The 22,238-nt window shown below is 29.7% G+C and carries 23 protein-coding genes; 8 read left to right on the forward strand and 15 right to left on the reverse strand.

The features are described 5' to 3' along the window. Positions 1-72: 72 nt before the first annotated feature. From C7N44_RS03795 to C7N44_RS03820, 6 genes are all read right to left on the reverse strand, one after another. Positions 73-618 (reverse strand): aggregation-promoting factor C-terminal-like domain-containing protein, encoded by a 546-nt coding sequence (locus C7N44_RS03795; protein ID WP_105956568.1) that lies wholly within the window; start codon positions 616-618, stop codon positions 73-75. A 349-nt stretch (positions 619-967) separates the two neighbouring features. Continuing rightward, a complete protein-coding gene (gene nhaC, locus C7N44_RS03800) occupies positions 968-2,353 on the reverse strand; it encodes a Na+/H+ antiporter NhaC (RefSeq protein ID WP_105956569.1) in 1,386 nt (461 codons plus the stop codon). A gap of 413 nt (positions 2,354-2,766) precedes the next feature. Further along, complete coding sequence (gene trxA / locus C7N44_RS03805; protein ID WP_105956570.1) at positions 2,767-3,087, reverse strand: thioredoxin; 321 nt, start codon at positions 3,085-3,087, stop codon at positions 2,767-2,769. An 11-nt stretch (positions 3,088-3,098) separates the two neighbouring features. After that, positions 3,099-3,836, reverse strand: a complete 738-nt coding sequence (locus C7N44_RS03810) for a TerC family protein (protein ID WP_105956571.1) — start codon at positions 3,834-3,836, stop codon at positions 3,099-3,101. A 73-nt stretch (positions 3,837-3,909) separates the two neighbouring features. Then, complete coding sequence (locus C7N44_RS03815) at positions 3,910-4,575, reverse strand: glycoside hydrolase family 73 protein (RefSeq protein ID WP_105956572.1); 666 nt, start codon at positions 4,573-4,575, stop codon at positions 3,910-3,912. Between the two features lie 21 nt (positions 4,576-4,596). Next, a complete protein-coding gene (locus C7N44_RS03820) occupies positions 4,597-5,040 on the reverse strand; it encodes a MerR family transcriptional regulator (protein WP_105956573.1) in 444 nt (147 codons plus the stop codon). A 230-nt stretch (positions 5,041-5,270) separates the two neighbouring features. Here C7N44_RS03820 and C7N44_RS03825 point away from each other — a divergent pair, with 230 nt between their 5' ends. Next, a complete protein-coding gene (locus C7N44_RS03825; protein ID WP_105956574.1) occupies positions 5,271-5,738 on the forward strand; it encodes a C40 family peptidase in 468 nt (155 codons plus the stop codon). Between the two features lie 67 nt (positions 5,739-5,805). Here C7N44_RS03825 and C7N44_RS03830 read toward each other — a convergent pair whose 3' ends face one another. Then, the gene (locus C7N44_RS03830; RefSeq protein WP_105956575.1) at positions 5,806-6,066 is read right to left on the reverse strand and encodes a hypothetical protein; all 261 of its coding nucleotides are present in this window, start codon (positions 6,064-6,066) and stop codon (positions 5,806-5,808) included. Positions 6,067-6,271: 205 nt separating this feature from the next. Here C7N44_RS03830 and C7N44_RS03835 point away from each other — a divergent pair, with 205 nt between their 5' ends. Next, on the forward strand, positions 6,272-8,392 hold the full coding sequence (locus tag C7N44_RS03835; protein ID WP_191983096.1) for an LTA synthase family protein: 2,121 nt from the start codon (positions 6,272-6,274) through the stop codon (positions 8,390-8,392). 107 nt (positions 8,393-8,499) lie between these two features. Next, positions 8,500-9,261, forward strand: a complete 762-nt coding sequence (locus tag C7N44_RS03840) for a potassium channel family protein (RefSeq protein ID WP_105956577.1) — start codon at positions 8,500-8,502, stop codon at positions 9,259-9,261. Positions 9,262-9,264: 3 nt separating this feature from the next. Here the strand turns inward: C7N44_RS03840 and C7N44_RS03845 are convergent, their stop codons facing one another. Continuing rightward, positions 9,265-10,260 carry an NAD(P)/FAD-dependent oxidoreductase gene (locus C7N44_RS03845; RefSeq protein WP_105956578.1) on the reverse strand — a complete coding sequence of 332 codons (996 nt, stop codon included), beginning with the start codon at positions 10,258-10,260 and terminating at the stop codon, positions 9,265-9,267. Positions 10,261-10,341: 81 nt separating this feature from the next. On the opposite strand from C7N44_RS03845, the gene C7N44_RS03850 reads away from it, so the two are divergent. Both C7N44_RS03850 and C7N44_RS03855 read left to right on the forward strand, forming a co-directional pair. Continuing rightward, complete coding sequence (locus C7N44_RS03850) at positions 10,342-11,136, forward strand: alpha/beta hydrolase (protein ID WP_105956579.1); 795 nt, start codon at positions 10,342-10,344, stop codon at positions 11,134-11,136. A 181-nt stretch (positions 11,137-11,317) separates the two neighbouring features. Further along, the gene (locus tag C7N44_RS03855; protein ID WP_105956580.1) at positions 11,318-12,280 is read left to right on the forward strand and encodes a nucleoside hydrolase; all 963 of its coding nucleotides are present in this window, start codon (positions 11,318-11,320) and stop codon (positions 12,278-12,280) included. A 39-nt stretch (positions 12,281-12,319) separates the two neighbouring features. Here C7N44_RS03855 and C7N44_RS03860 read toward each other — a convergent pair whose 3' ends face one another. Then, positions 12,320-13,123 carry a Cof-type HAD-IIB family hydrolase gene (locus tag C7N44_RS03860; protein WP_105956581.1) on the reverse strand — a complete coding sequence of 268 codons (804 nt, stop codon included), beginning with the start codon at positions 13,121-13,123 and terminating at the stop codon, positions 12,320-12,322. An 87-nt stretch (positions 13,124-13,210) separates the two neighbouring features. Next, positions 13,211-13,609 carry a transcriptional regulator Spx gene (gene spx / locus C7N44_RS03865; protein WP_105956582.1) on the reverse strand — a complete coding sequence of 133 codons (399 nt, stop codon included), beginning with the start codon at positions 13,607-13,609 and terminating at the stop codon, positions 13,211-13,213. Between the two features lie 210 nt (positions 13,610-13,819). On the opposite strand from spx, the gene C7N44_RS03870 reads away from it, so the two are divergent. Beyond that, positions 13,820-15,376, forward strand: a complete 1,557-nt coding sequence (locus tag C7N44_RS03870) for a bifunctional metallophosphatase/5'-nucleotidase (protein WP_105956583.1) — start codon at positions 13,820-13,822, stop codon at positions 15,374-15,376. A gap of 35 nt (positions 15,377-15,411) precedes the next feature. Here C7N44_RS03870 and rny read toward each other — a convergent pair whose 3' ends face one another. Beyond that, complete coding sequence (rny, locus tag C7N44_RS03875) at positions 15,412-16,995, reverse strand: ribonuclease Y (RefSeq protein ID WP_225362936.1); 1,584 nt, start codon at positions 16,993-16,995, stop codon at positions 15,412-15,414. Between the two features lie 162 nt (positions 16,996-17,157). After that, the gene (locus C7N44_RS03880) at positions 17,158-18,126 is read right to left on the reverse strand and encodes an alpha/beta hydrolase (RefSeq protein ID WP_105956584.1); all 969 of its coding nucleotides are present in this window, start codon (positions 18,124-18,126) and stop codon (positions 17,158-17,160) included. A 92-nt stretch (positions 18,127-18,218) separates the two neighbouring features. Here C7N44_RS03880 and C7N44_RS03885 point away from each other — a divergent pair, with 92 nt between their 5' ends. After that, complete coding sequence (locus C7N44_RS03885) at positions 18,219-18,650, forward strand: helix-turn-helix domain-containing protein (RefSeq protein ID WP_404799034.1); 432 nt, start codon at positions 18,219-18,221, stop codon at positions 18,648-18,650. A 36-nt stretch (positions 18,651-18,686) separates the two neighbouring features. On the opposite strand, the gene C7N44_RS03890 is transcribed toward C7N44_RS03885, so the two are convergent. Then, complete coding sequence (locus tag C7N44_RS03890; protein ID WP_105956586.1) at positions 18,687-20,015, reverse strand: ammonium transporter; 1,329 nt, start codon at positions 20,013-20,015, stop codon at positions 18,687-18,689. Positions 20,016-20,191: 176 nt separating this feature from the next. Here C7N44_RS03890 and C7N44_RS03895 point away from each other — a divergent pair, with 176 nt between their 5' ends. After that, positions 20,192-21,034 carry an SAM-dependent methyltransferase gene (locus C7N44_RS03895; protein ID WP_105956587.1) on the forward strand — a complete coding sequence of 281 codons (843 nt, stop codon included), beginning with the start codon at positions 20,192-20,194 and terminating at the stop codon, positions 21,032-21,034. Positions 21,035-21,254: 220 nt separating this feature from the next. On the opposite strand, the gene C7N44_RS03900 is transcribed toward C7N44_RS03895, so the two are convergent. Beyond that, entirely contained in the window at positions 21,255-21,782 is a 528-nt protein-coding gene (locus C7N44_RS03900) for a hypothetical protein (protein ID WP_157945032.1), read from the reverse strand. Between the two features lie 15 nt (positions 21,783-21,797). Continuing rightward, positions 21,798-22,187 (reverse strand): hypothetical protein, encoded by a 390-nt coding sequence (locus C7N44_RS03905; protein WP_105956589.1) that lies wholly within the window; start codon positions 22,185-22,187, stop codon positions 21,798-21,800. Positions 22,188-22,238: the final 51 nt, after the last annotated feature.

Raw genomic sequence — 22,238 nt, forward strand, 5'->3', positions numbered from 1 at the left:
ATAATGGGAATGCTAGTTTTACAAGTATAAATATATAATAAAAAAACATGTAGAAAATCTACATGTTTTTCGTTAATACCAATTATTAGAAATCCAATGGGCTTTTGCATTAATCCAAGAACCATATCGGTCTGATACATATTGGTTAGCTACCTGCTCTTGATTTTCAGGTGAGTAATTGCCATTCAAATAATTTTTGTCTAATTGATACCTACCATAATATTGTCCATTTTGGGCTGTATACGAATCAGTTGATTCATGAAAAGAAATCCAGGCTTTTGCATCAGCATTAGCTTGATTCCATCGCTTTTCAACATCAGCTTGTGAATCCAATTTTTGATTCTGAGCCTTTTTTTGCTTATTATCAATGGAAGTTTTCTTATTTTTTGGATAAGAATCTTTACTATTTCTATTTAGTAATAGCAAATGATCTCCAGCTAATAATTGATTATTATACTTACCATTTGTATTCTTCAATATAGAAACAAATACGTTATATTTATCTGATAGATTTTCTAAAGTATCACCAGATTTAACAGTAACTACAGAATTAGTTGTAGTATCAGCAATACTATCTGTAGCTTTACGATAAATAGAAATTGATACTATTGCTAGCATCGCGATAAAAAGGTAAAAAAAGTAACGGTTTCTTTCTGTAATGATTCAAACACTCCTATAAAAATATTTAATGAAAATTTGTTTACTCAAAATTGAGCAACGAGAAATTATTCTATAGGTTAAACATTACGACAAGATATCGATAAAATTACAAAATATATGATATAGAAACATTATTAATATGATTGTAATGTTAATGAATGATTAATTCACAAAAAGTTGATTTAACAACATTCATCTATCAACACTTATTTTTATACACATAAAGATTTTTTTTATATTAAGTTGCAGATAAAATAAAATGAAACATAAAAAGGATAGTTTTTGATTTAACTATCCTTTTCACCTGTTATTTAGTTGTTTTTATATGTTTAATTCCAATACCAGTCACTGCACTTAAAATAGAAAATACTGGTGAAAGAATACTTAAAAAGACAAATGGTGCAAAATGACTTGCTGGCACATTTAAAGTTGCTGATATAAATGCTCCGGCAACTCCCCATGGTACTAAGTAATTAATTACGGTTCCACCATCTTCTAAGGCTCTACTTAATGCGACAGGAGCTAATCCTGCCTTTTTAAAGACCCCTTTGAATGCATTAGCTGGTAAAATTTCTGACAAGAATTGTTCACCAACAAAGATGTTAACACCAATAGCTGTCAAAATCACAGTAACAATTAGTTTAGCATCTGTGTTTAGACGCTTAGCTAAAGGCGTAATTACTGCATCAATAATGCCAAGATGCATTAATAAACCACCAAATGCTAAAGCAATCATAATTAAAGATATTGTTCCCATCATTGAACTAATTCCACCACGTGAAAGTAAAGTGTCCACTGATTTATTACCAGTCTTAGATACAAAACCATTTAGAATTAAATCATTTAATTTAATGATGCCAAAATGTGGATGTTCAATAAAAAGTAAGATTGAGGATATCACAATATTAATAAATAATGTTGGAATGGTTGGAATATGACTCCATGCACAAATTAGAAGTAATGCAATTGGAATCACAGCCCAAAATGTAATGTTGAAATGGGTATTTAAAGTTGCAACAGTTTTGCTAACATTCCCTAAATTAGCGGATCCGCTACTATGATTCAAAAATACAAAAATAATAAATGAACCAACCATTGCAGGAATTGTAGACCACATTAAATTTTTAATATGATCAATTAAATCTGCTCCGGCAACTGCAGAAGCTAAATTGACCGTCGCAGATAATGGTGAAGATTTGTCTCCAAAAACAGCTCCAGAAATAACAGCTCCGGCAATCATTGCTGGATTCATTCCCATGGTAATTCCAATTCCCATAAAGGCAATTCCTAATGTGGAAATTACTGTAAAGGCACTCCCAATTGCAGTTCCTACTAAAGCACAAACTAGAAAAATTGATGGTAAAAACCAATTAACATTAATTAAATGAAAGCCAAAGACCATCAAGCTAGGAATAACGCCAGATGCAATCCACACTGCAATTAAACTTCCGATTAGAATGAAGATAAATAATGGAACGATTCCATTTTTAACTCCTACGACAAATCCTTCATCAATGTCATCCCATGAAAATCCTCTGAACTTTGCCCAAAATACTAATAACAAAATACTTACTAATATGGGTAGCTCTGGAGAAATTCCCAATCCGATAACTCCAAATGACATCATAACAATCATAATTAGCAAAACTATAATGCCTTCTAAAACATTAACTTTTGGTTTTTCATTTTCCATGATAAACGCTCCCTTATTTTTTTATTCAGTAAATTATGTAATTAAATAGCGTTTATATATCGAGGATTACCTCCACAATTATTTTTAATCATAACTAATACCTCTTCTTTCTATAAAAAAAGTCCCTGTTGTTTAAAACAACAGGGACGAATTAATTTTTTATTTTACCGTGGTACCACCCAAATTAGGAATCTACAATAATAAAATTCCTCACTCTCTAGAAATAACGGTTCTAAATCCGTTCTTGGGTAGACACTATCCAACGTATTTCATCAAATTTAACCTGATCGACTCGCAGCAACCGTCGACTTCCTGACGCTCAGTTAAATTGTTACTTAAATTTGGAATAACTGTTTTATTAATATCCGATTAAACAAATAGTAACATCTTATATTTTAAAAGTCAATAAGAAACTAAATCTCTGCTAATTTACGCTTTAAGTAATGTGCCATTTGTTTAGTTGAGTAAATTCCAGTTACTTTTTCAACAGCCTTACCATTTTTAAACAAAACAATGCTAGGCAGACTCATTACTTTATACTGTTTGGCAATATCTTCATTGCCATCAACATTCATTTTTCCAAAGTGAATGTTATCAGCAAATTGTTCCTCCATTTGATTCATAACTGGATTCATTATCTTACATGGACCACACCAAGGAGCCCAAAAATCAATAACCGTTATCTTATTATCAGTTTCTTGTTTAATATTATTTCTAGTAATTTCGGTTGAAATATATATCGCTCCTATTTTTTTATCTTACGACGAACAAAATGGATAATAATTGTAACAGCAAAAGTACACAACACAATTAATCCAAAGTACACAGGTGGAATCTCAATATCAATTGCTGGAATTGATATTACTAATTTCAATGCAATAACTGCAATTAAAAAGTAAGCCATTGATTTAAGCTCAGGAATTTTCTTCATAACTATCATAATTACTTCAGCAATTCCTCGCATACATAAAATACCGATCAAACCACCAATTAGTACAACAACTGGATTGGGTGAAATAGCAAGTGCAGCTAATACCGAATCCACAGAAAAAACAATATCCATAAATTCAATTTGTGCAACTGTCATCCAAAATTGTTTTCGACTACCGGGCTTAGCTTTATTGGATAGTTTTTTCTTTGGCTTTTCGCGACCAAAGAAATGTTTATAAGCCAAATAAAATAAATACAAGCCACCTAAAATTTTAATTTCCCATAAATGAATTAAGAATGTACCTAATCCAATAATTATAAAACGGAAAATATAAGATCCCCAGATACCATAAAATAAAGATTCTTCTTGCTCTTTTTTATCTGGTAAAACTTGTGTTTGAGCAGCTAGCACAACTGCATTATCAACTGACAATAAACATTCTATTAAAACTAATGAAAGAATAACAATCCATGCATCTTCAGATGTTAGGACATTAATCCAATTACTCCCATCAAAAAATGGGCCATACAACTTACCTAATATCGATAACAACTAAGGTCTCCTTTACTTAATATAATATAAATATATTATATATTAATTTATTTAAAAATGGCATAACAATTTATTAATTATTGATTGCTTCATTATCATATTTTTCTAGATTGTATTGACGAATTAATTTTATTAATGATTTTGCATAGGTAGGATCAGTGGCATAATTATTTTTCTGTAGCATATTGGCCTGATCAACATAACTAGTAATATTCTTCTTTTTAATAAAATTGAGTGCAATTACACGATCATGGTTTTCAACAGCTTCTTTAATACTTGGATATTTTCTAAATGTTGCTGGAACTGATACTTTTTTTTGTGAGCCCTCACGCACAACTTTTTCACCCTTTTTAGTTGGAGTATCATTACTTACATATTCATCAGTATAGTATCTAATAAATTTACCATTATACTTACCTTTAATGCCAAAAATATTGTTAGCTTTTTTGTATAATTCAGAAGTTCCCCAGTTAGATTCTTGAATTGCTTGAGCAACCACGATACTTGGCAATACCTGATGATTTTTTTTATATACTTCAATTGAAGGATTAGCAATACTTACAGCAAACTTATGTTTTGCTTCAATCTCCTTTTTCTGGGTTTCTAAAATTTGATTTTGATTATCCTTAGCTGCTTGATTTTGCTCCATATTATTGTATACAGCTTTAGATACCTTAAATCCAAAGAAACCAATAATTAGAATAATTACTATCCCCATAATCCACTTAAAAGTTTTCATTTAACTATTTCTCCTCAAAATTTACTCATGTTTTATTACTTTGTAACTAATATTATTCTCTTCATCAATAAATCCGTATAACACTGTTTTTTCTTCTTGATCAAAATATCCCAAATTAATAGCAGGCTGATTATCAACATTTTCAATTCCCTGAAATGAGTATGTCATAAATTTTCTTATAAATTTCATATTGTCTAGATTTTTTTTAGCTGATTCATGTGCAACAGCTAAAGTAAATCCTTTGTCTAAATAATATTTAATCAGATTAACACACATGAAATTTTTCATATCAAAAACACGTGATGAATAAGAACTATTACGTATAGATTGAATGTATCCTCTTTGTTCCCAATATCTTAATTGTCGAGCAGACACATTTAACATTTTACTAACTTCACCTATTTTAAAAATTAATTGGTCTAAATCTAAGGCTTTTGGGAACAAACGCTTAAAATTATTATCCATTGTGTTTTCCTTTCATTGCAATACTGTAATTATGAAACTATTTATTAATTTAGCATAATTTTAAGTTTGTTTCATTAATTTTTATATCACAACTAATATTAAACAACAAAAACTACTTTATTACACTAATAATTGAATGATTTAATAGGAATGAAACTGCTTTGTTACACTTTTGCAATATTCTTTTACTATTATTATAAGTAGAAATAAATGAGGAGGACATTTTAGAGATGAAAAAATATTTTACAAAATTAGCGATGACCATGATTGCGTTCACTTCATTATTGTTTATGGGATCAGCAATTAGTCAAAATAATGTACATGCAGATGCAAATGATAATTTTCAACAAATTTATACAGTTGCTAAATCAAAATTAGGTAGTCCATACATATATGGTGCAACTGGAGCTAATGCATTTGATTGTTCAGGTTTTACAAGCTATGTTTATAAAAACTCTCTAGGTGTTAGATTGCCACGAACTGCTCAAGCTCAATACAATGCTTCAACTAAGGTTTCACGTGATAACTTACAAAAAGGTGACTTAGTATTTATTGGTGGTTCAACATCAAGCATTTATCATGTAGGTATGTACATTGGTCACGGTAAAATGATTGATGCACAAAACCGTGGTGTTATTAAAGAAAGCATCAAGGCTCCTTGGTGGAACGTTGTTGGTTATGGTCATATCAACGATTAAAATTCTCTAAAATGTTTATAAATAAAAAATGTTTCCTAAATTAGGAAACATTTTTTTTATTAATATACTAACTTAATTCCTCATGATAATACTTAGAGGCAATTTTATGATATCTTAATTGATCTAAAGTTCGATAAATAATCATTCTTAATTCATGCAATTTTATTAAATTGTAGGAGGCTAATTGAACTAAGATCAAACGTTCAGTTCGATAAACAATTTCTTGATTATTCGTTAAAGATAACAGAGCATTATGAATCATGTCAGGCATAAATTCAATAATTTTACCGTCATTCAACTGAATATCAAGTTTCTTTTTTGCTTGCATTATCTAAATAAACCTCCCCTATTAATTTAACTTTTATTTTACAACAATTTTTATAAATTTCAACTATATATAGAATATTAAAATATTAAAATCTATATATAGTGTATACTAAGGTTTTTATTAAATAAAAGAATGTCATTTTATTATTTGTCTGTTAAGATTAGAACTATTATGAATTATAAAAGGAGTTACAAAGTTGAAAGTGATAAATTATATTCGTCAAAAATTAAGTACTAGGCTTGGATTTTTTAGCTTACTAGTATTTCTTTTTTGGCTAAAAACTATATACGCATATTTTTATGATTTTCAGTTAGGATTGAATAGTCCTTTTGAATTCATAGTAGCATTGATGAATCCTATTGCAACAACTACCTTTTTATTTGGTATCGCAATGTATATCAAGCCCGGTCGTTTGTTTTATCCCGTCATAATTATTCTAGATATTTTAAATACCATATTACTATATTTAAACGTCATATACTTTCGTGAGTTTACCGATTTTATGACGATTAGTACCATGACTGGTTATTCTAAAGTTAATCAAGGATTAAGTGGATCATCTTTAGCTTTAACTATGCCACATGATATTTTCTTTTGGTTAGACATATTATTAGTTGCACTATTAATGTTGTTTAGATTCATTAAAATTGATAAAAAATCAATTGGATTTAAAAGGTCATTTACAATCACTTCATTGTCCGTTCTATTATTCACTATAAATTTATCATTTGGTGAAATGGACAGACCTCAACTATTAACAAGGACTTTTGATCGGACTTACATAGTAAAGTATTTAGGAATTGATTCATTCACTATGTATGATGCAATTAAACAACAACATAATAATGATTTGCGAGCAATGGCAACTAAGTCAGAAATGGATGATGTTTTAAAATACACTCGTAAACATTATGCTGCTCCAAATAATAAGATGTTTGGAATGGCTAAGGGTAGAAATGTATTTGTAATTCATCTAGAAAGTTTTCAACAATTCTTAATTAACAAAAAAATCAATGGTAAAGAAGTTACCCCATTCTTAAATAGTTTATATAAGAATAAATCAACTTATTCATTTAATAATTTCTTTCATCAAGTTGGTCAAGGAAAAACGTCAGATGCTGAAAATATGCTAGAAACCAGTACTTTTGGTTTACCACAAGGATCACTATTCACTCAATTTGGTAGTGATAATATTTTCCAAGCTGCTCCTGCTATTTTAAAACAACAAGGAAATTATTCTAGTGCTGTATTCCACGGAAACGTTGCTAGTTTCTGGAATCGTAATAGCGTTTATAAAAACATGGGATATCAATATTTCTTCGATTCCAGTTACTATGATACTTCTGGTGACAAATCATTAGGTTATGGACTAAAGGATAAATTATTATTTAGAGACTCCGTAAAATATCTTCAAAGATTACAACAACCTTTTTATGCTAAATATATAACCGTTACTAATCATCTTCCCTATGAACTAGACAACGAAGATTCTAATTTTAAAACCACAAACACTGGAGACAATAATATTGATAATTACTTTAAAACTGCTCATTATTTAGATCAGTCAGTTAAAGAATTTTATAATTATCTAAATAAAGTCGGTTTATTAAAAAAATCCATTATTATGTTATATGGTGATCACTATGGTATCCCTAACTCTGAAAACCCTAATTTAGCTAAAGTATTAGGCAAGAACCCTGATGATTGGAATGACTTTGACAATGCACAGTTGCAAAGAGTTCCGTTAATGTTCAATATTCCTGGTAAAAAAGGTGGTTACATTGACCATACTTATGGTGGAGAAATCGATGTACTCCCTACTTTATTACACTTATTAGGAATTAACACTAAGAAGTATGTTCAATTTGGAACTGATCTCTTCTCAAATGAGCATGACACAATCGTAGCATTTAGAGATCGTGATTGGGTAAGTACTAAGTATACTTCAATTGGTGGTACTATCTACAGTAATAAAACTGGTAAATTATTACATCCATCCCCAAATCAACGTCGTATTTTTAATAAGATGCAAGCACGCGTCAATACTGAATTATCATTTTCAGATGAACTTAATGAACAAAACTTACTACGCTTTTACAATCCAAGTGGATTTACACCAGTAAATCCTAGTGACTATAATTATAATAATGGGTTACAAAAAGAAAAAGGCAAAGAAACCGAATTGGGTAAAAAATCTACTAGTATCTTTAATCAAAACAAGAATCACTCTACTAAACAGTTTTATAAAACTGATGCTCCAGAATTAAGGCATTTTACTAATGGATCTTCTAATTTAAAGAAAAATAATAAAAACCTTGATAATTAAAAAAGAAGCGAACATTTAATCTTAAATGTTCGCTTCTTTATTTGAATTTTATAATTTTTATTCTAAAATAACTATAATAAATTTATATTAATAAGTGAGCGTTAAAAATGAAAAGATTTAAAAATAAAAAAATTGAATTATTGTATAGTATTTTTATTGTTATATTAGCGATTTTATCGGTTTTACTTGTCATATTTGATTATTTTAATATTATTAATATATATAATGGTATTTTATGTAAAATATATTATGGTATCTGGATATTTTATATCATCGATTATGTAACCGGATTCTTAATGACCAAAGACAAGAAACAATTTCTTTTAGAAACTGCTTTAGATTTAATATCTTTAATCCCAGCACACCCTATTTTTGTAATTTTTCGATTATATCGAGTAATAAGAATCGTAAGATATTACAATATATTCTGGAAATTTGGCTGGGATGGTAAATTTACTGGTGGACTACATCGGTTTATATATGATACTGGATTTATTTATCTATTTTCAGTCAGTATCGTCATTTTAATTTTAAGTGCATTAATTTTTTCCTTTTTCGAACATTATAATTTATCAACATCTTTATGGTGGGCCATTACAACAGCAACAACCGTTGGTTATGGAGACATTGCCCCACAAACTGCTGGTGGTAGATGCATCGCCGTATTCCTAATGTTCGGTGGGGTTGGTTTTATTGGTTTATTAACATCTACCATTACTGATTTTTTCACTCATGACAGTAGTGATGCCACTGATGATAAGATTGATAAATTAAGTTTACAAATTGAAGAATTAACCAAACAAGTCAATCATTTACAAAAAAATGTCAATAAAAAAAGTGCTTCTCAAAAGAGAAACACTAAAAAATAAAAATTAATTATTGGTTAACTGCGTACTATGAATTGGAGTATGGTTATCTGGATATAAATCATTCATAATTGCATTTACAGCAATAGGCACTTCACCAAAACCAGTTGCAATAATAGTTTGCTTACCGTCATATTTGGCTTGGTCACCTACTGAATATACATTATGAACATTAGTTTCTAAAGTTGGACTAACCTTAGTAGCATGATGATCTTTTTCTAAATCTAACTTCCAAGATTCCATATCCTTATTGTTAGAAATAAAACCATAATTAACTAAAATTTTATCGACAGTAATATTTTTAAAATCATCATCAGTTTTCATCTTTTTAGCAATAACTGTGACTTGGTCGTTATCGGCAGATTTCAATTGCTTAATTAGGTATGGAGTAATTAATTCAACGGAAGACTTTTTAAGTAAATCTACCATATGTTCTAATCCCCTAAATTCATTGCGACGATGTAATAAATATACTTTTTTAGCCGTTTTTTCTAACATTAAGGCTTGGTCAATTGCTGAATCGCCACCTCCAGCAACTAAAACAGCTTTATCTTTAAATTGTTGGATATCTTTAGCAGTATAGACTAATTGTTTATTCTCAAAATCACTAGCACCATCTGCCATAAGTTTACGAGGATTAAATGCACCATTTCCGACAGCAATAATAATTGCTTTTGATTTACTATTACCTTTATTGGTAGTAATATTAAACATATTTTCATCACCGACTACATTGGTAACAGTTTCATTTAACTTAATATCACCATTCATTGTATTTAATTGGCTTTGTAAATTATTAACTAAATCACGCCCCTTAATGGCAGCTTGACCTGGAATATCTAATAAAGTTTTTTCTGGATAAAGCGCATTCACTTGGCCACCTAGTTCAGATAAGCTTTCAATAATTTGAAACTTAGCATTTCTTAAACCGGCATATAATCCTGCAAACATACCAACAGGACCTCCGCCAATAATTGTGATATCATAGATTGAATCTGTCATTTTAAATTAACTCCTTTTATTTTCGCGTTATTTAATATATTATGTACCATATAGTTATACTTTAGCAAAGGAAGAGCACTTATGCATAGCAGAAGAAAAAGAAAAATTATCATTGGAATCATCTTATTCATAGAAGCAATTGCGTTTATTACATCTACCCTTTGGGTTTTTAGAGGGCGCGTCTTAAATGATGTTAAAGTTGAAAAAAGTAGAACCGCAACCATTTTCATTCCTGGTTATGGTGGTAATGCAGTTTCAACTGATGATTTCATAAACCAATTTAATGATCATGGAATTGCCAAACGTTCATTACGTATTTACATATCTAATGACGGTAAAGTTTCTACCATGAAGAAGTATGTTAAAAAAATAAAGAAAGATAACCCATTAGTTCAACTAATTTTCCAAGATAATACTCATCCTGAAAAACAAGCTGATCAAATGGTGAATGTCATGTCATATCTACATGATAAATATAAAATCAAATCAGTAAACTTCTTAGGCCATTCTTCTGGTGGAACGATTGCTTATGAATATATGGTAAAGCACCCTCACCAAAAAAATGCGCCAGAAGCTAATAAATTTGTAAGTATCGCCAATGATTATGATCCAAATGATAAACGTGTTAAGAACTTGCCCCGTACTTTGCATGTATTAAATATTGCTGGTGAAATTTATAATGTTGGTACCGATGGTGAAGAAGCGGTTAACATCGTTAAACCTATGGGTAAATTGGTAAAACCATATGTTAAGAGTTATCAATTCTATTTATATCGAGCTGATCCACTTTCAGCAGAACATTCAATGCTTCACGAAAACCCTAGTCTGGATAAGACGATTGCTGAATTCTTGTTTAATAAACACCCTAAATTATAAGAAAAAGACTGAAGATATATGCTTCAGTCTTTTTTATTGTTCGGATTTAATATAGTTTATTAAATAAATTATATTAAAATGGTTTATTTTTTCAATTTTTAGCAATATAATGAGTTTATAAATGAAAAATGTTCATGAAGAAATTTCATGAGGGGTAAAAAACTTGGGAGGGTTTTTCATTATGGCAAAAAAGAAATTAATTCTTGATTTAGATACTGGTGTGGATGACGCAATGGCTATTGCTTATGCTGTCGCCGCACCTAATGCCGACCTAATTGGTATCGTTAATTCTTATGGAAATGTGGTTGTTGAACAAGCCGCTAAAAATTCATTACAAATTCTTGATTTGCTGGGCGCAAGTGATGTGCCAGTATTTGAAGGAGAAAGTCATTCACAAACAAGTGATCATTTTGATGTAATGCCGGTTTCAGCTCATATTCATGGTAAAAACGGAATTGGTGAAGTCAAATTACCAGAAAGTAGCCGTTCAGTAGAAAAAGAATCTGGTGTTGATTTTATGATTGATGCTGCACATAAATATGGAAAAGATTTAACTATTATTCCTACTGGCCCATTAACCAATTTAGCAGCCGCGTTACGTAAAGATCCTGAAATTAGTGACCTAATTGGTCAAGTTACTTTAATGGGTGGTGCTCTAACTGTTCCTGGTAATGTTTCAGATGCAGCTGAAGCAAACATCAATCAAGATGCTGAAGCCGCAAATGAAGTATTCACTAACAAAGTACCTGTTACTATGGTTGGTCTGGATGTTACTTTAAGAACATTATTAACTAAAAAAGAAACTCAACAATGGCGTGATTTAGGTACAATGGCTGGTGAAAAATTTGCTGATATTGTTGATTACTACATTGGCATTTATGATGAAATGTATCCTGAACTAGGTGGTTGTTCGCTTCATGATCCACTAGCAGTTGGTGTTGCTTGCGACCCTACATTTGTTAAAACATTGGATCTTGATATGATCGTCCATCATGGTAAAGAAAATTATGGTCGTACTACTGGTGATACTGCAAAATTAGATGATCCTAATCCTTCTGATAAAGCAGCTATTCAAGTTGATGATGAACGTTATTTAAAAACATTTATGCAATATTTAACTAAATTATTTGCAGACAATAAATAATAATAAAAATTCCTACTATAAATTAGTAGGAATTTTTATTTAATCTTTAAAATATTTTTCAAGATAAGCTGCAACCCCATCTTGATTATTATCAAGTGTTACATCATCACCAATTGCTTTAATATCATCTTTAGCATTATCCATTACTATTCCTAAACTTGAAGCTTTCAACATTTCAATATCATTTTCTGCATCACCAAAAGACATCAGATTATCGAAATCTAAATCAAAATGTTTCAGTAGTTGTTCTAACCCCACTGATTTATTCATTCCATTTTGAATAAATTCCATAATTTTAGGTTGTGAGCGGACAATATGATAATAATTTTGGACTTCTTCAGGCATATTATTACGAGCCCAATCTAATTTATCAGCCTGTTCTGACATAATAGCTTTACTATATTTTTTATCGGGTAATTCATTAAACTGAGCATTAATAAATTCTAAATTAGAATTTAAAACTTCTTTGTAGGTAGACTTAACTAAATCGGTCAGCTCATAAACTTTCTCGAAATCTAAAATATCTAACGGTAAATCATTTTTTTTAGCAAAATTATGAACTAAATCAAAATTTTTTAATTTTAACCCCTTTTGAAATAATAAATGTTTGTCCCGATTTCTAATCACCATGGCACCATTAAAAGTAATTGTATAATCTTGACCTTCTGTTAGTCCCAATTGTTCAATGTATGGCCAAACCGCATTAATGGGGCGTCCAGTGCATAAAACAATTTTAATACCTTTGCTATGTAGTTTTTTTAAAATATCTTCATTTTTTCGACTAATTTTTTTATTAGAATTTAATAAGGTGTTGTCTAGATCTAAAGCGATCATTTGTATCATAAAAATTCATCTCCCTTGTTATTACTATTCTATACAAAAAAAGCATTAATTCAAATTTGAATTAATGCCGTATACTCTAAATCAAGCTTAAGCTTCGAGTTGTGATTCTAGTTCCTTCAATTCAGTTTCGCGAATAGAACGTGGCAAGAAACGACGAATTTCTTCTTCATTATAACCGACTTCTAGACGCTTATTATCAAACACGATAGGACGTTTAATTAAATCTGGATATTTAACAACTAAATCAACTAATTTTGATAATGATAGATTATCAAAATCAATGTTTAATTTCTTAAATATTTTGGAACGAGTTGAAATAATATCTTCACTACCATTTTCAGTTAAACGAAGAATTTGTTTTACTTCGTTAGCATTTAATGGATTGGAATTGATATTTCTTTCCTTAAATGAGATATTATGAGCTTTTAACCAAGCTCTGGCTTTACGACTTGAAGCACTACTTGGTGCAACATAAAGATTCAACATATCTATCACCTCTAAAATCGCTCAATTAACGAAAAAACAAGTATATCTAATTATAAATACTTACTAATAGTAAATATTCATAACTACTTTTATGCTAACATAATAGAATTATAAATCAATTGTATTTTAAATATATTATAAATTTACACAAGCATAAAATAAGATTATAATTTCTATAAATGAACGGAATATATACGGGAGTGAAAAAGAATGAAAATTAACCTTTTAGCAACTAGCGATACTCACGGATTCTTATTCCCTACTAATTATGTAAACCTAAAAGATAATAAACCTTTTGGCCTTTTAAGATGTGCAACTTGTTTTAAAGATCAAAAGCAAAAATTAGAAAATACCGTAACTATTGACAATGGTGACTTTATAGAAGGATCTCCTTTAGCATATTATATTGCTAAAGTTAAAAAACAACCATCACCAACTCAAATCAGTAATTCTTTCAATATGATGGATTATGATTTTGGAGTATTGGGTAATCATGAATTCAACTACGGACTAGACTATTTACATAAAGCAATTAAAGAATCTAATCGTCAATTTTTATGTGCTAACATTATCGATGAACATAATAATAATCCATTTGGTAAACCATATGTAATTAAAAATATTAACGGAGTTAAAGTAGGTTTCTTGGGACTAACAACTCAAGGAACTACTAAATGGGAGAATCCTGAAAACTTAAAAGGATTAAAATTTTTATCAGCAGCTGATACCGCTAAAAAATATATTCACGAAATGAATAAAAAAACTGATTTAAATGTTATCGTATATCATGGCGGAATTGAAAAAGATAAATTTGGTAATCCAACGGAAGAATTAAATGGTGAAAATGAAACATATAATATTTTGTCCAATATTGAAGGAATTGATGCAATTGTAACTGGTCATCAACACCGAAAAATTGCTGGGCATTTATTTAATATCCCTATCATTCAAGTTGGTCACCGTGGTGAATATGTAGGACATATTGAATTAAATATTGAGCAAAAAAATGGAAAATATTTTGTCAAAAATAGTAATGCTGAATTAATTGCAACAAAGGACTACCAAATAGATGACGGAATTGCTAACACATTGTTGCCCATACAAAATGATATTAATCATTGGTTAGATGAACCTATGGCCCGTATTACAGGAAACATGGAATTTAATGATTCATTTAACGTTCGACTAAATAAAAATAGCTTTATTCAATTTATACAAGAAATTCAAATGAAAACAATGGGTGTGGACATATCTGCCACTGCTCTGTTCAATAATGAAGCGCATGGGTTTGAAAATCCTATTACAATGCGCAATATTATAACTAATTATGTATATCCTAATACATTAGCTGTATTAGAGATAACGGGTGCTGATTTAAAAGCCGCTATTGAAACTAGCGCTAAATATTTTACAGTTGAAAACGGCAATATCACAATTAATCATGATTATATTTTTCCTAAAGCAAAACATTATAATTATGATATGTATGAAGGCGTTGATTATGTAATTAACGTTGCGAAACCAGTTGGTAAACGTGTTACAAAATTAATTTATCATGGCAAACCAATTACTAGTGATCAAAAATTGAAAATTGCTTTAAATATTTATCGAGCTGTTGGTGGCGGTAATTTTACGATGTTTAATGCTGGTAAAATTATTAAAAAAGATGGTCGGATGATGAGTCAATTAATTGCTGATTATTTAAGAAATCATAAAAATATAAAGGCAAAAAACAATCACAACTTTAAAGTGATTTATAAACCATAAAAAATAATCTCTAGATATTATCTAGAGATTATTTTTTACTTACTACCTGAATATTGTTTTTTTCGTTTTCCAACATATTGGACTGCTTTTAATGAACGAATAGCAGTAACTTTTATCTTACCTGGATAAGTTAATTCATCTTGAATTTGGTCTCTAACATGTTGAGTAAGTGCTTTACTCTTATCGTCATTAAGTATTTCTGGATTAACAATAATTCTAATTTCACGACCGGCTTGAATAGCATAACTGTCTTTAACACCCTTGTGTTGATTAGCAATGTTTTCAAGATTTCTTAAACGAGTAACATACTCTTCAATTGATTCACTTCTAGCACCAGGTCTAGCCCCTGACATTGAGTCAGCAGTTGCTACTAAAATAGAAATAGGGCTAGTAGGTTCAACGTCCCCATGATGAGCAGCAATTGCATTGATAACAACTTCGTCTTCATCAAAAGCCTTGGTTAACTTAACCCCTAATTCAACATGGGTACCATCAACTTCATGATCAATAGCTTTTCCAATATCATGCAACAATCCTGCTCGTTTAGCTAATTTAACATTCATCCCTAATTCTGCAGCTAAAACTCCAGTAATTTGAGCAACTTCAATTGAGTGGTATAAAACATTTTGTCCATAACTAGTTCTAAATTTTAATTTTCCAATAATTTTCATTAAATCAGGATGCATGAGTCCAATTTTAAGTGAACGAACAACGTTTTCACCAGTTTCACGTAAACCCGCATGTACATTTTGAGTTGAAACATTGACTTGATTTTCAATATTATTATTAGTAAATTGACGAGAGATAATTAAATTTTCAATAGTGGTACGGGCAATTTCACGACGAAAAGCATCGTGCGTAACGATATGCAATAATAGCGAGTTTTCATCATCAAATATTAATTCAGTTCCCGTTAATGATTCCAATAATCTAATATGTTGTTCATCTCGACCAATTAATTTAGCTTTTACATCACCATTAGGTAAAACTAAATTACGTTCAATATGTGTTTTGGGTTCATCACGAGCACCACGTTGAATTGACTCAATTAGTAATGAATTTGCTCTCTTATTAGCGGATACTTTGCTTTCGGCTAACTGATATTTCACTTCAATATCCGTTTCTCGTTTTAATTTCTTTTTGGTGTTAGCAAAGACATAATCGCGCGCTTGGTCAAAATTAAACGCACTAATTTGTTCAAGTTTAGAATGATGTTGATTTAAAATATCATGCGCTCTATCTAACGTATTATCAATATTAGAATTCATTTCGTCTTGTTTAATTTTACGATCATTTAAATCTGTAGAAAAACCTACTAAACGTTCTTTCATCTGTTTTAAAAATTTTTCATGTTGATCAAGACGTTGATTACGAGTCTCATTTTCGTACTTTTGTGTGTCCATTTCATCATTAGAGGTTTTAATATACTTATTGATATCATGTTTTTCTTTGTTAATAAGATTATTACAATACTCTTCAACTTTACGACTATTTTCCTTGATATAATAGTTTGCTTTTATTTGTGCATTGCTTATTTCATTATTAATTTTAAATTTATTAATCAATACACCAGCGATAATTCCTAACAACAAGAATATCGCAAATAATAAACCAATCAAAATGGAGTCCTCCTCTCTGAAAATATTAATTATTTTTATTACATTTATTTTATATTATATATACACCCCTATTATCATAACATTTTCAAACACTTTTTTTATAATAATAAACAATAATTTTACAAAAAAATAAGCTATAAAATGAATTATAGCCTATCTATATTAATTAAAATAACGACCTAAGAAAGATTTAATTGTTTTAACATATAATTCTGGATTAGTTTGATAGGAAGCTGCATGTGGAGCATTTTTTACTAATAATAATTTTTTAGGTCCCTTACTTGCTTTATACAAAGGATAAACCATTTTAGTAGGTACAAAATTATCTTTATCGCCATGAATAAATAGCATAGGCTTATGATTCTTTTGCACTTGCTTTAGAGCAGAAGCCTTATACAAACTATAACCAGCTCGAATATGGGTAATTCCACTTAGAATCGGTACTAATGGCCATCTAGGAAAATCTGATAAATGGTATAACTGCTTGGCCTCATGATTAATTTCATCAGAAGCACTAGTATATCCACAATCTTCAATATATGCTTTCAATTGAGGTGGTACTGATTTTTCACCTGATACCATCATTGTAGTAGCACCACCCATACTAACACCAAACATAATCAATTGAGAATCTTTACCATTTTCTTCAATCACCTGACGCATCCATTTGATGTAATCCATACGATCAGGCCAGCCGTATCCTACATAATTACCTTGACTTTGACCATGACCACGACTATCTGGAGTTAGAACATTATAGCCCATTTTATGAAAGATATAAGCATATGGAGCCATTAACTCTTTTTTACCCATATATCCATGTGCAATTATTACTGTTTTCTTTGTGGATTTATCAGCCGGTAAATAATTAGCTACTAGTTTTAGATGATCAGTTGTCGACATTTGTGTCCAATGATATTTTTTAGCTGATTTATACCATTGATCACCCAGATAAAGTGGTGAAGATTTAGATATTTTTTTGTCCTTCAAGAAATTTTTCTTACCTGGAACCACCGCTACATGATAAAAATATAGTCCAGCTCCTAAAAAGCCAAAACACAATAAGAAAAAGAATATTCCTAAAGTAGTTAAGAAAATTTTTATTTTTTTACCCAAATCAAACCACTCCATTTAATTTAATATTATGTTGATTATATGTTTCATATTAATAAAATACAACTACCTAACAAGAAGTATCATTTTAAGTTATACTATTATTAGAGGTGATTAAGTTGTTTCCAATAAGATTAAAAGCATTAAGAAAAGGTCAAAAAATTAGTTTAAAACAATTAGCAGAAAATTTAAATAAATACTCAAAAGATAGAGCTCATCATAATACACCTGCCCAAATTGGCAATTGGGAACGTGGCGTTAGATCACCATCATATTTAGAAATTCAAAAACTAGCATCGTACTTCAATGTTAGTATGGATTACTTAATTGGCAGAACATCAATCCAACATTTTAATTTAGAAACCGTTCTGATGAGTGAAAATAAAATTACTTTTAATGATCAAACCTTAACTCATCATGATCGTTATGAAATTTTTCAATTAATTAACGGATACCTTCATGGTAAAAGTAACAATAATCAAAAAAATAATGATAATAAATATCAAGAAAGCTTAAATTTAGATTTAGATGATGATAAATAAAAGGATGATTTCAAAAATGAAATCATCCTTTTATTATTAATCTTTTGGTAAATTAGGATTCTTCAAATGACCAACTTGCCCTTTAAACTCTTTAGCATTAACTTCAATATCCTTGTTTTGATCAAATGCTTGATCATTAAGAGAAACTGTATAATCAGCATTTTCACCATGTTCAGATTGATCCAATCCACGCATTTCTTCCTTTTTAGTTACACGCATTGGAATAACTAACCTTAATAGGAAAATAATAATTGAACAAGCAACTACAACAAAAACAATTGTTCCAATAGTTGCAACTAGCTGAATGAGAACCATGTGGAAACCACCACCATAGAACAATCCATTAGTAGTTACTGATGAGTTAACTGATTTTGTTGCCAAAAATCCAGTTAAGATGCTGCCAACAATTCCACTAACTCCATGGCAACCAAATGCATCTAAAACATCGTCAACGCCAATTTTGGGTTTTAAATAATTTACAAATAAATAACTAGCTAATGTTGCAGTAATTCCAATAATAAACGCACCTGTTATAGTTACAAAACCAGCAGCTGGGGTAATGCCAACAAGCCCACATAAGGTTCCAGTACATACTCCATTTAATTGTGGTTTACCAACAAAATGCATATCTAATAACATCCATACCAACATTGAAGTAGCAGTCGCAACCGTGGTTGTCATGGTTGCTTGCATTGCAACATTATTCACTGCTAATGCAGAACCAGCATTAAATCCATACCAGCCAATCCATAAAATGGTAGTACCTAATAAAACCCAAGGCAAGTTGTAATGATTAGCATTACGATTTTCCTTTATTCTTTTACCTAAAAAGATAGATAATACTAAAGCCGTAACCCCTGCATTAATATGAACAACAGTTCCTCCAGCAAAATCTAAAGTCCCTAATTTTGCTAGAATTCCGTTAGCTGACCAAACCATATGTACCATTGGATAATACAAAATAATCGACCATAAGATAATAAAAATCAATAAAAATTTAAAATGAATTCTCCCAACGACAGATCCAACGAATAATGCTGGAGTAATAACTGCAAACATCATTTCAAAAATTGCATAAACACTAACTGGAATCTTATTAGGCATTAAAGTCTTTAAATCAATTCCATGCATAAAAGGATTAGATACATCACCAATAAATCCTCCAATATTTCCTGAAAAAGATAAACTATAACCTAAAATAATCCATAATAAAATCGCTAAACCAGTAATAATAAAAACTGATAACATCGTGTTAACTACATTTTTCTTTGAAACTAGTCCTCCATAAAAAAATGCTAATCCCGGAGTCATAAACAATACCAAAATACTTGATAAAAATACAAATGCTGTACTAGCTACGTCCATTATTATCGCTTCCCTTAAGTTAATGTAATAAATTATAACATTAAAAAGAGATTTTTGTTAAAAAAATTGTGTTTTTTATAAAAATAACGCATATAAATGTAATAAGTTCTAACACAAAATGCTTTTTGCATCATTTATTCTTTTCAAATACAATTAGATAGTTAAAGGTGGTTATTATGAATAAAAAGAAATTAATAAAAAAGTTACGTAAAAATAAACAAATAGTCAAAAAGCCTTCTTATATTGAAAGAATGAAGAAATATAGAAAAATATTTAGTGATTTCCCTTCAATTATCTTTTTGGTCAACAATGTATTAGAAGCTGATCGACTTTTAAAAACACAGCAATTACCGCAAGATTTACCAGAATTAATTTTGCCAGATAATATTCAAGATGAAGTTTTTAACTTTGTTAATAATAATTATGCAATGAATGATCGTGAAGGTGATAAAGCATGGAATAAATATGTAGAGCAATTACCTGTTTTAGATAAAGATTTAAGGTCCTTTCGTGATTATTTAGAAGCAGAGTACGGTATGTGGGCATATATTTCTGCACCATTCGCAAACAGCCTTGCTAAATATTTAGGTAATAAAAAAACGCTAGAAGTAATGGCAGGTAATGGTTATATATCTAAAGGTTTACATGATGACGGAACTGACATAATTTGCACTGATAGCATGGACTGGCAAAAAGAAAATGAAACTGGTCATCATTTAGTAACTAATGTTGAAAAATTAGATGCTAATGAAGCTTTTGATAAATATAAAAATTCAGTTGATTGCATTATTATGTGTTGGTCCCCTGATGGAATTGATATTGACTGGCAATTGTTACAAAAAATTCGTGAATATCAAAAAGATATTCAATTAATAATAATTGGTGAGAAATACGGTGCTACTGATTCAAAAGAATTTTGGGATAATGCGAAAATTGTTAATTCAGAAATCTCAAATGAATTAAATAAACACCATCGACCTTTTGATTTAATTAAAGATCAATTATATTTTGTAAATTAGAATAAAAAAATACCCCAACTATAAAGTTGGGGTATTTTTGTGGCATTTATAAAATAAATGGATAAGTGGTGTTCACATCACCAACAATATCAAACACGCTACAATACGGTAGCATAATGTGTCCCACATCAAAAACGTCACTTAATCATCATCTGATGAAAACAAACAAGTTGCGTGACCTTCTCGACTCATCGCAAATTAATTATAACATGTTTTGAAATTATTTTTTACTGGATTTTTTCTTTTTAGTTGTTTTCTTTTTACCCTTTGAATCTTCAGCTAGTTCTTTTTCAGCTTTAAGTCGTTTTTCCTTGTTTTCATCAATTGAGGTTAATTGATTTTTAACCCAATCAGCTAATTTTTGTTCTAACTTATCATTATCAGAAAATTCATCTTGAGATGATAATTCGTCAATCCGTAATTTAGAGCGATTAACATCTGGTGATTCAACAATCATATATATATTCAAGTCACAATCTCCATCACCAGACATCATTTTACTAATATTCTTAGAATAACGGTATGGTAAATTTACAATACAATTTTGTAAAAAGAAACTAGTGTCCTCACCTTTTACGTGTAGCATTGCAGATGCCAAATGTCCTAAATTAATTTGTTCTTCCATAAATTTTAAAAGTGGTTGAAATGACTTAACTGAATCGTTAGCTAAGTCTGCTGAGGTAACTTCAACAGTTTGCACCTCAAATTGTTCATCATTAATCTTATCAATGAATTCTTGTACATCCATTTTCATCTTTTACACCTATTTTTTCTTTATATTTCGTTTTACTATTCTTACATAGTCATTCTTTATACGTGGCCATGCAAATCGATACCAAAAGAGATTTACAATTACACCAATGATGGCAATAAAAATAGCTCCAAATCGATGCAAAGCTGGCACATCAGAATTTCTAAACATAGTATTAATAATCACAAATAAGCTAAGTGTATAAATACCAATAATTACGCCCAAAAAGTGGTATGCAAACTTCCATCTAATATAGCCTAAAATATTAAAACCAACATATAAAATAATTGCAATAATAATTGTTTTAAATAAATCAGCATTATTTCCACTCATTACAATATCGCATATAATAAATATTATTAATGATAATGCACTAATTAATGCAATTTTATTTTTATTCATATTCTCCTCCAGTATATTTTACTCATTTACACCTTATCACAACTTATTAAA

Origin of the sequence: Apilactobacillus quenuiae (assembly GCF_002994005.1) — a bacterium.
GTDB lineage: Bacteria > Bacillota > Bacilli > Lactobacillales > Lactobacillaceae > Apilactobacillus > Apilactobacillus quenuiae.